6 protein-coding genes and 3 pseudogenes are annotated in these 7750 nt (G+C 49.5%); 6 read left to right on the top strand and 3 right to left on the bottom strand.

The features are described 5' to 3' along the window. From ACWKXN_RS22320 to ACWKXN_RS22300, 5 genes and pseudogenes are all read left to right on the top strand, one after another. Positions 1-1262 (top strand): Tn3 family transposase (locus ACWKXN_RS22320; RefSeq protein ID WP_454544373.1); only part of this gene is annotated, 1262 nt, incomplete at its 5' end. Positions 1263-1315: 53 nt separating this feature from the next. Further along, the gene (locus ACWKXN_RS22315; RefSeq protein WP_454544372.1) at positions 1316-1468 is read left to right on the top strand and encodes a transposase; all 153 of its coding nucleotides are present in this window, start codon (positions 1316-1318) and stop codon (positions 1466-1468) included. 262 nt (positions 1469-1730) lie between these two features. After that, entirely contained in the window at positions 1731-2078 is a 348-nt protein-coding gene (gene tnpB, locus ACWKXN_RS22310; RefSeq protein WP_454544371.1) for an IS66 family insertion sequence element accessory protein TnpB, read from the top strand. 20 nt (positions 2079-2098) lie between these two features. Next, positions 2099-3646, top strand: a pseudogene (gene tnpC, locus ACWKXN_RS22305) (IS66 family transposase). A 6-nt stretch (positions 3647-3652) separates the two neighbouring features. Continuing rightward, positions 3653-3829 (top strand): annotated as a pseudogene (locus tag ACWKXN_RS22300) (integrase core domain-containing protein); the annotation flags it as partial. Positions 3830-3872: 43 nt separating this feature from the next. Here the strand turns inward: ACWKXN_RS22300 and blaFONA are convergent. Further along, positions 3873-4760 (bottom strand): FONA family class A beta-lactamase, encoded by an 888-nt coding sequence (gene blaFONA, locus ACWKXN_RS22295; RefSeq protein WP_454544370.1) that lies wholly within the window; start codon positions 4758-4760, stop codon positions 3873-3875. Positions 4761-4892: 132 nt separating this feature from the next. On the opposite strand from blaFONA, the gene ACWKXN_RS22290 reads away from it, so the two are divergent. Beyond that, positions 4893-5768, top strand: a complete 876-nt coding sequence (locus tag ACWKXN_RS22290) for a LysR family transcriptional regulator (protein WP_454544369.1) — start codon at positions 4893-4895, stop codon at positions 5766-5768. Between the two features lie 533 nt (positions 5769-6301). Here ACWKXN_RS22290 and ACWKXN_RS22285 read toward each other — a convergent pair. Together ACWKXN_RS22285 and ACWKXN_RS22280 are read right to left on the bottom strand one after the other, a co-directional pair. Further along, positions 6302-6940 carry a Type 1 glutamine amidotransferase-like domain-containing protein gene (locus tag ACWKXN_RS22285; protein WP_454544368.1) on the bottom strand — a complete coding sequence of 213 codons (639 nt, stop codon included), beginning with the start codon at positions 6938-6940 and terminating at the stop codon, positions 6302-6304. 206 nt (positions 6941-7146) lie between these two features. Further along, positions 7147-7750 (bottom strand): annotated as a pseudogene (locus ACWKXN_RS22280) (hypothetical protein); the annotation flags it as partial.

Below are 7750 nucleotides of genomic sequence, written 5' to 3'. Positions count from 1 at the left end.
CGTACGTTTTCGTTCCATTGGCCCTCAAACCCCTTAACGAACAATGCCGGTTCCTCCCCACCATGAAGCCACTACAACCCCGTTATGCCAAAAAAGAAGCGGATGCAGACAGCCTGATGGCGGGTATCGTTCCCCAGGCGATGAACCATGGCAATCATGTCATGGCGAGAACCAGCGATATTCCGTTCCATGTGCTGGAGACCACTTACGAACAGTACCTTCGTCTGGCGTCGTTGCTGACGGCCAATGACTGCATCACCGATGCCATAGAAGCACTACCGGTATTTCCACTCTATTCGTTTGATCCGGAGACCCTTTATGGCGCCGTTGACGGGCAGAAATTTGGTGTTGAGCGTCCGACAGTGAAAGCCCGGTATTCACGTAAATATTTTGGTCGCGGTAAAGGCATGGTGGCTTACACACTGCTGTGTAACCACATCCCAGTCAACGGATACCTGATTGGCACAAACGACTACGAAGGCCATCATGTCTTTGATATCTGGTACCGCAACACTTCAGCCGTGAAGCCAGGGGCCATTACCGGAGACATGCACAGCATCAACAGGGCCAACTTTGCGATCCTGCACTGGTTTGGCCTTCGATTTGAACCTCATTTTACCGACCTGAACAGGCAGTTGTCGGAGCTATACTGTACCAGAGAGCCCTCGACATATAAGAAGTGCCTGATTCAGCCTGCCGGACAGATTGACCTGGACCTTATCACCCGTGAAAAAAGCAATCTCGAGCGCATCGTCGCCACACTGGGGATGAAGGAAATGACGCAGGGAACGCTGATCCGCAAATTATGCACATATACAACGGCTAATCCGACAAGACAGGCAGTATTTGAATATGACCGGCTGGTTCGCAGTATTTACACACTGAAGTATCTGCGCGATCCTCAGCTGGAACGCAATATCCGCCGTTCCCAGAACCGGATTGAATCTTATCACCAGCTTCGTGCCGCCGTCGCCAAAGTCGGCGGAAAGAAAGAGTTAACCGGGAAAAACGACATTGAAACAGACATCAGTAATCAGTGCGGGCGGCTGATCTGCAACGCGATCGTTTATTACAACTCCGCGATCCTGTCGCGATTACTGGAGCGGCTGGAAGCAGAAGGCAACGACAGGGGCACTGAGGCGCTGACCCGGATATCGCCGGTGGCCTGGCAGCACATTTTGCTGAACGGACATTATACCTTCCAGAGCAGCAGTGAAATTATTGACCTGGATACGCTGGTAGCCGGGCTGAAACTGGGGTAACGGAAATTTCAGCGGTTCCGGCGTAGAACCCCATAGAGCACACTTATTTTTAAATGGACTCTATCGAACCGACAGTTCCACGTCAGCGGGCAAGCTACTCCATGCCCTTGAAACTCGACCTAGTTCAGCGCTCACTGCAACCCGGTGCATGCGTGGCACTGATTGCCCGTCAGAACGGGATTAATGACAACCTGCTGTTCACCTAGCGCCAGCGTTTTCGTCATCTGGTTGATGTGCCATCTGATACAATCCCAGCTCCCGCCATTATCAGTGATAATATCGTGCCTGTTATGACCGCCGAATACTCACGCCCCTCGTTGCTCGCTCTCCCGGCACAGCGTAAAGCCTACCACCGGATGCCGGGCTTTGCTGTGAGGTCAGTATTGGAAGTGCACGCCTGAAGCTGTCCGGCAACCTCATCCCGGCCATGTTGTCGGCCCTGGTTCGCGAACTGAAAAGAGGTGGCTGATGAAATCCCTTCCCACGAGTTCCTGCATCTGGCTGGTGACGGGCGTTACCGACATGACAAGCGGCTTCATCGGCCTGGCCTCCCGCGTGCAGAATGTCCTCAACGAGGATCTGTTCTTCGGGCACCTTTTCATCTTACGGGGGCGTCGCGGCGAAATGATAAAGCTGCTTTGGTCTGATGATGATGGACTCTGCCTGTTCACCAAACCTCTGGAGCGTGACCGGTTTATCTGGCCTGTGACCCGTGAAGGCAAAATCCACCTGACGCCAGCACAGTTTTCCATGTTGCTGGAAGGCATTAACTGGAAAAATCCGCAAAGAACAGAACGCCCTGGACTTCGGATGTAACCCGTTAGTAATGTGGGGAAATGGATAAACAGCTCACCGACGATATCGAACAACTTAAGACCCTGCTGGTTGCACAGCGGGTGCTTATACAGCGCCTGTCTGGTGAGATAACCGGATACGGTCGTGAGATCGATACTCTGCGGGGCTGGCCGCTAAACTGCAGAGAATGTTGTTCGGGCGAAGCAGTGAGAAAACTCGCGAGAAAATCGAAAAGAAAATCGCGCAGGCAGAAAAACGGATAACCGAGCTTCAGGATAAAATCGGTACCGTGCAGCCGCAACTGTCCTCAATGGCCGGTGATACGGGACAGGAGAACGTGGTCACTCTGGGATGTAAACCACTACCGGCAACACTTCCCCGCGAGCGAAAGGTTATTCTGCCACAGGAAGCTGCGTGCCCGGCCTGCAGTGGCAGGCTGAAACCACTGGGGGAAAGCATCTCCGAAAAGCTGGATACCATCAATACTGGCTTCAGGGTAATTGAAACGGTTCGTCCAAAGCTGTACTGCAGCCAGTGTGACTGTATCGTACAGGCTCCTCTGCCGCCAAAACCCATCGAACGCAGTTACGCCAGCCCGTCGCTTCTGGCGCGCATTATCATGGCGAAATTCGCCGAGCACCTACCGTTATATCGCAAGTCGGAAATCTATACCCGGCAGGGTTTGGAGCTGAGCCGCAATACAATGGGGCGCTGGGTTGATATCATTGGAGAGCAGCTTCGCCCGCTGTACGATGAGATAAACCACTATGTGCTGATGCCGGGTAAAGTGCATGCCGACGACACGCCGGTGAAAGTACTGGAGTCCGGCTAGGGTAAAACCCGGAACGGGCGGCTGTGGGTCTATGTTTGTGGCGATCGCAACGCGGGCTCAACAATGCCGGCAGCAGTGTGGTTCTCCTACTCACCTGACTGCAAAGGTATCCACAAACAGCAACATCTGGCGGCCTACAGTGGTATCCTGCATGCCGATGCGTACGCGGGTTATAACGCCGGGTAACCGAAGCGGCCTGTATGGCGCATGCCCGGCACCACGATGTTCATGTCCGCCATCCTACATCAATAATCACAGAAGCACTCAGTCGCATCGGCGCGTTGTACGCTATCGAATCGGAGATCCGCGGCAGCCCGGCAGAAGAGCGTCTGGCGGCCAGGAAAGCCAGAACCGCCCCGTTGATGCGGTCGCTGTATGACTTGATCCTGTTGCAGATGAACACACTGTCGCGTCACTCAGACACGGCAAAGGCGTTCGCGTACCTGCTGAAACAATGGGATGCCCTTAAAGAATACTGTCGAAATGGCTGGTAGTATAATAACCTATGTGAAAACGCGCTTCGGGTGGTAGCGCCGGGACGCCGTAACTACATGTTCTTCGGCTCTGATGGCGGAGGCGACAGTGCAGCAGTGATGTACAGCCCGATCGGAAGCTGCAAACTCAACAGTATCGAGCCGGAAGCCTGTCTACGCCACGTGATCAGCGTCCCAACCGCGTGAAAGAACTGTTGCCCTGGAACGCCCCCCCTCGCTGTAAACTAATTTTTACTCCACGTCCTTCATGGGGCGCTTACTGAGATACTGAAACGGATTTTTTGCTGTCACGCCCGGAAAATCTGGAGCAGGCAAGAAAGATGCTGAAGGAATCAATAGAAATTTACAACAGAGAGCAGCCTCACCAGGCACTAAAATACAAAACGCCCGATGCGGTGCTTCAGGCGTTTTACAGGCATAAAAGTGTCAACCTATGCCAGGACTAGTCAGTCGAAATCCCTGCGCAGCTACGCGGTACATATCCCTGATTCAAAGCCCTTCGGTGACAATTTTAGCGGCTGCAGCCAACACGTCTTTGCGGGCTTCTGCATTCTGCTGTGGCTGCGTAAAATAGGTTACCAACACCAACGGTGCGTGGTTCGCTGGCCAAATCACGGCGATATCGTTAGTGGTACCGTAATCACCACTGCCGGTTTTATCACCGACCACCCACGTGGTTGGCAGACCTGCGCGAATGCTGGCTCCGCCGGTAGTGTTCCCCTTCAGCCATTCAACCAGTTGAGCACGCTGTGGTTCACCCAGCGCCTTGCCCAAGGTTAGGGTTTGCAGGCTTTTTGCCATCGCCAGCGGAGAGGTAGTGTCACGCTTATCGCTGGGAATGGCAGTATTTAAAGCAGGCTCGGTACGATCGAGATGGAAGGTTTTATCACCAATAGTACGCGCATACTCTGTCACTTTTGCCGGGCCGCCAAGATACTCAAGGATCTTGTTCATCGCCGTGTTGTCACTGTACTGGATGGTTGCGGCACTGAGCTCGCCAAGGGTCATCCCAGTATCCAAGTGTTTTTCGGCGATCGGGTTGTAGTTGGTCAGATCGGATTGTTTGATCTCTATCCGCTTAGCCAAAAGATTTTTATCGATCTCGCTCTGTTTTAACAACGCCGACACCGCCATCACCTTGCTAGTGCTACACATGGGAAAACGTTCATCACCACGATACAGGATCTGCGAATTATCTGCGGTATCGATCAGCGCCACGCCAAGGCGGCCACCTGAGTTTTTCTCCAGTTCGGACAGTTGCTGCTGAATATTCGCTTTGGCATTAGCGGATTGTGCGCATAATGTTGCGCTACCGAACAGCAACGGCATAACCGTAGCGACCATCAGGGTGGTTTGACGTAATGTATTTTTAACCATGTTTTGCCTCACATAAAATGGATTAACTCAGCGGTTTGTTCTGCTGATGGCGAGAACTATCCTTTTTTAGACCGTTATTGACAAGCGACAAGAACTTTCTACAACATAAAGAAAATTTTTTGGATAATACCCATGCTTTCTAACCTTCCCCTGAATGCCCTACGTGCTTTTGAAGCCTCTGCCAGACATTTGAGTTTCACACGGGCAGCGCTGGAGCTCTGTGTTACTCAGGCTGCCGTTAGCCAACAGGTTCGGCAGCTTGAAGAGCGGCTAGGCATGGTGCTGTTTAAACGCTTACCCCGCGGTTTAGAAATGACAGAAGAATCACGGACGCTGTTTGCCGTGTTAACCAACGCCTTTGGCCATATTGAAAAAGCCTTCCGGCAGTTTGAAGGGGGGCAGTTCCAGGAGGTGCTCACCGTGGCTGCCGTCGGCACTTTTGCCGTGGGCTGGCTGTTGCCACGTCTCGATCGGTTCAAGCAAGAGCATCCTTTTGTCAAACTGCGGCTGCGCACCAACAACAACGTCGTTAATCTGGCTGCCGAAGGACTTGATTTCGCCATCCGTTTTGGCACGGGTTTGTGGCCATCAACCCATAACGAGATGCTGCTTAATGCTCCGCTGACCGTATTGTGTACGCCAGCTACGGCTAAGCGGCTCGTTACCCCAGCCGATTTGCTGCAAGAGGATTTACTGCGTTCTTACCGTGCTGAAGAGTGGGAAAACTGGTTTGCTGCCGCTGGCTTGCAGGCTGTGAGAGTGAATGGCGCCATCTTTGACTCATCCCGTCTGATGATCGAGAGCGCTATCCATTCCGGAAGTGTGGCATTAGCCCCAGCGAAAATGTTTGCCCGTGAGCTAACCACCGCGCAGCTGGTGCGCCCATTTGCTACCGAAATCAATATGGGCAGTTACTGGTTAACCCATTTAAAATCGAAGGCAATGACCCCTGCGATGGAAATATTTAGCGAATGGTTACTGAAGGAAGCGGCAGAAGATAATACGTAGGGTCGCAGCATGCTGCGACGCTCGGTTTTCCAGACTTATTGCACTTCCTCACGTATCTGTTTGGCTGAGCTTTAAAATAGCTTATAGGCTTCATAGCGGTTAGCGTGCAGCTGGGGGTTCTACGCCGGAACCCCAGAAATTTGTGCGTTACAAAGGCGACTACATTCGAACCAGTTAGCCCAACAATTTACGCTTGTTATTAGTGCTGTTGTACGACTGCTGCCGTGATTTTATCCGGAAAAGACCCTACGCTCGCGACTGTTACGTATTTTTTAGTCAACAAAGGAGACATCGCGCTCCAGAAAATGATATCTGCACCGAGATAATCGTCTTACAAACCCATCATTGCTAAATTCCTAACCCGTATTAGTATTCCGGTAAGTTAAGGCCGACTCCTGTACTGTCATAGCAATGAATGCCAATTTGATTTTGTGTTGATTGAAGAATGGATATGAGTTATTTATTTGCGACTTGCTGTTGGGAACAATGTCCGATCCAGCAAGCCCAATATTATTAGCGCTGGCAAACACTTTTCAACTTTCTAAACTATGGACAATTAAAATCTGTTCATCAGTCAATGTCTTATAGATAATATTTTCTTTATCATACATGGTGATGATGTCTTGCATCAACTTTGCGAGACTCTTATTAACTGAATTATAATGTGGTACGATTTGGTAATCAACTAAGTTCAATCCACTCCAAATGATGTCTTTGTCATATCCAGCAGGTATTTCCTCAGGGTTATCAACAAGGTTAAGACCAATCAGTGAAGGTGACGTTATGCACGCTCCAGCGCTAAATCCACCATAAATAAAGTGTTCTCCCTTAAGAATCTCAGGTAATAACACATCCATGCCTGAGTATTTAAAAGCACGTCGAAGATTAAAAGTGTTTCCTCCAGTCGCCCAAAATATATCGACCGTATCAAGATACATCTTTAATTGATTGGGCTTGCCAAAATAGCGTCTTAAATCTATTTCTTCCACCTCAAAACCTAAACATTCAAAATCCTTTGATGTTTTATTAAAATACTTTAACCTCTCCACATCGCCTAAAAAATCATTAGCGTTAAGACATATTGCAACCTTCCTCGAGCCACCATGCGTTAGCGCTAACGCTAACGCATCAGCGTTATTCCCAAAGTACATTGATGTTAGAAATAGTTTCATACACCCACCTTTTCAACTCAACCAAGAAACATGTAAGGCTATCCACCATGGATGTTTACGCTTTTATGCTTTTATGCTTATATCACTTACATGGGGAACAAGATCCGCATCACCCCAAAGAAGATCATTGCATGTTAATTATCTCATCATCAACTTACCATACTATGACTTGGCTAAAATTTAAACCAAAATAAAACTTACCATATTCACCCTGCTAAATTCTTCCGACAGACTACATAGTTTGAATCCCCCGTATACGCACCATGATATGTCCCATCAACAGAATAGATAACCCATAAGAAATGATATGGGTATTCACCGCCACCAATCGTACTTGACCAATATGATCCAGTCTTAATACCGGCCTTGGAATAATATCCGGCATCACCCCATTCGCCCCACCAAGTTCCAATACCACGACGATTACCATTCTCTGGACGTAATTGATTTATAGTCGGCAAGGTATACCCCGGAAGGCTATTACAGTGATTAACAGCCTCTGGATAAACTACATCTGGGCCAGCGCTAAAATCAAACCAAACACTCAGCCTAAATGTATAACTTACTGTTGCATCACCATTTTTTAGTTTCCCTGTTATAGTGACAGCGTCATTATTCCCCGTATCAGTAAAAGTCACTATGCCATTACTGACAGAAACCCATGATTGATTGGATGTCCAATCATAGTCATAGACATTAGTTGTATTAAGCTCAATTCTGAATTCCGCCCCCCTATAACCTGTTGAAGGAAATCCAGAATCAGGAGAAAAACGATAGCCTCCAGCGAGAAGATCTTTTACAAAAACGGGT

It is taken from the genome of Enterobacter sp. UPMP2060 (assembly GCF_053709655.1).
Note: the sequence above shows the minus strand (reverse complement) of the source record. Positions and strands in the feature narration are given on the sequence as shown.

Excerpts from the sequence above, each read along its gene's own strand:
- ACWKXN_RS22315 (WP_454544372.1), top strand. The coding sequence starts at position 1,316 with ATGGACTCTATCGAACCGACAGTTCCACGTCAGCGGGCAAGCTACTCC.
- blaFONA (WP_454544370.1), bottom strand. The coding sequence starts at position 4,760 with ATGGTTAAAAATACATTACGTCAAACCACCCTGATGGTCGCTACGGTT.
- tnpB (WP_454544371.1), top strand. The coding sequence starts at position 1,731 with ATGAAATCCCTTCCCACGAGTTCCTGCATCTGGCTGGTGACGGGCGTT.
- ACWKXN_RS22285 (WP_454544368.1), bottom strand. The coding sequence starts at position 6,940 with ATGAAACTATTTCTAACATCAATGTACTTTGGGAATAACGCTGATGCG.
- ACWKXN_RS22290 (WP_454544369.1), top strand. The coding sequence starts at position 4,893 with ATGCTTTCTAACCTTCCCCTGAATGCCCTACGTGCTTTTGAAGCCTCT.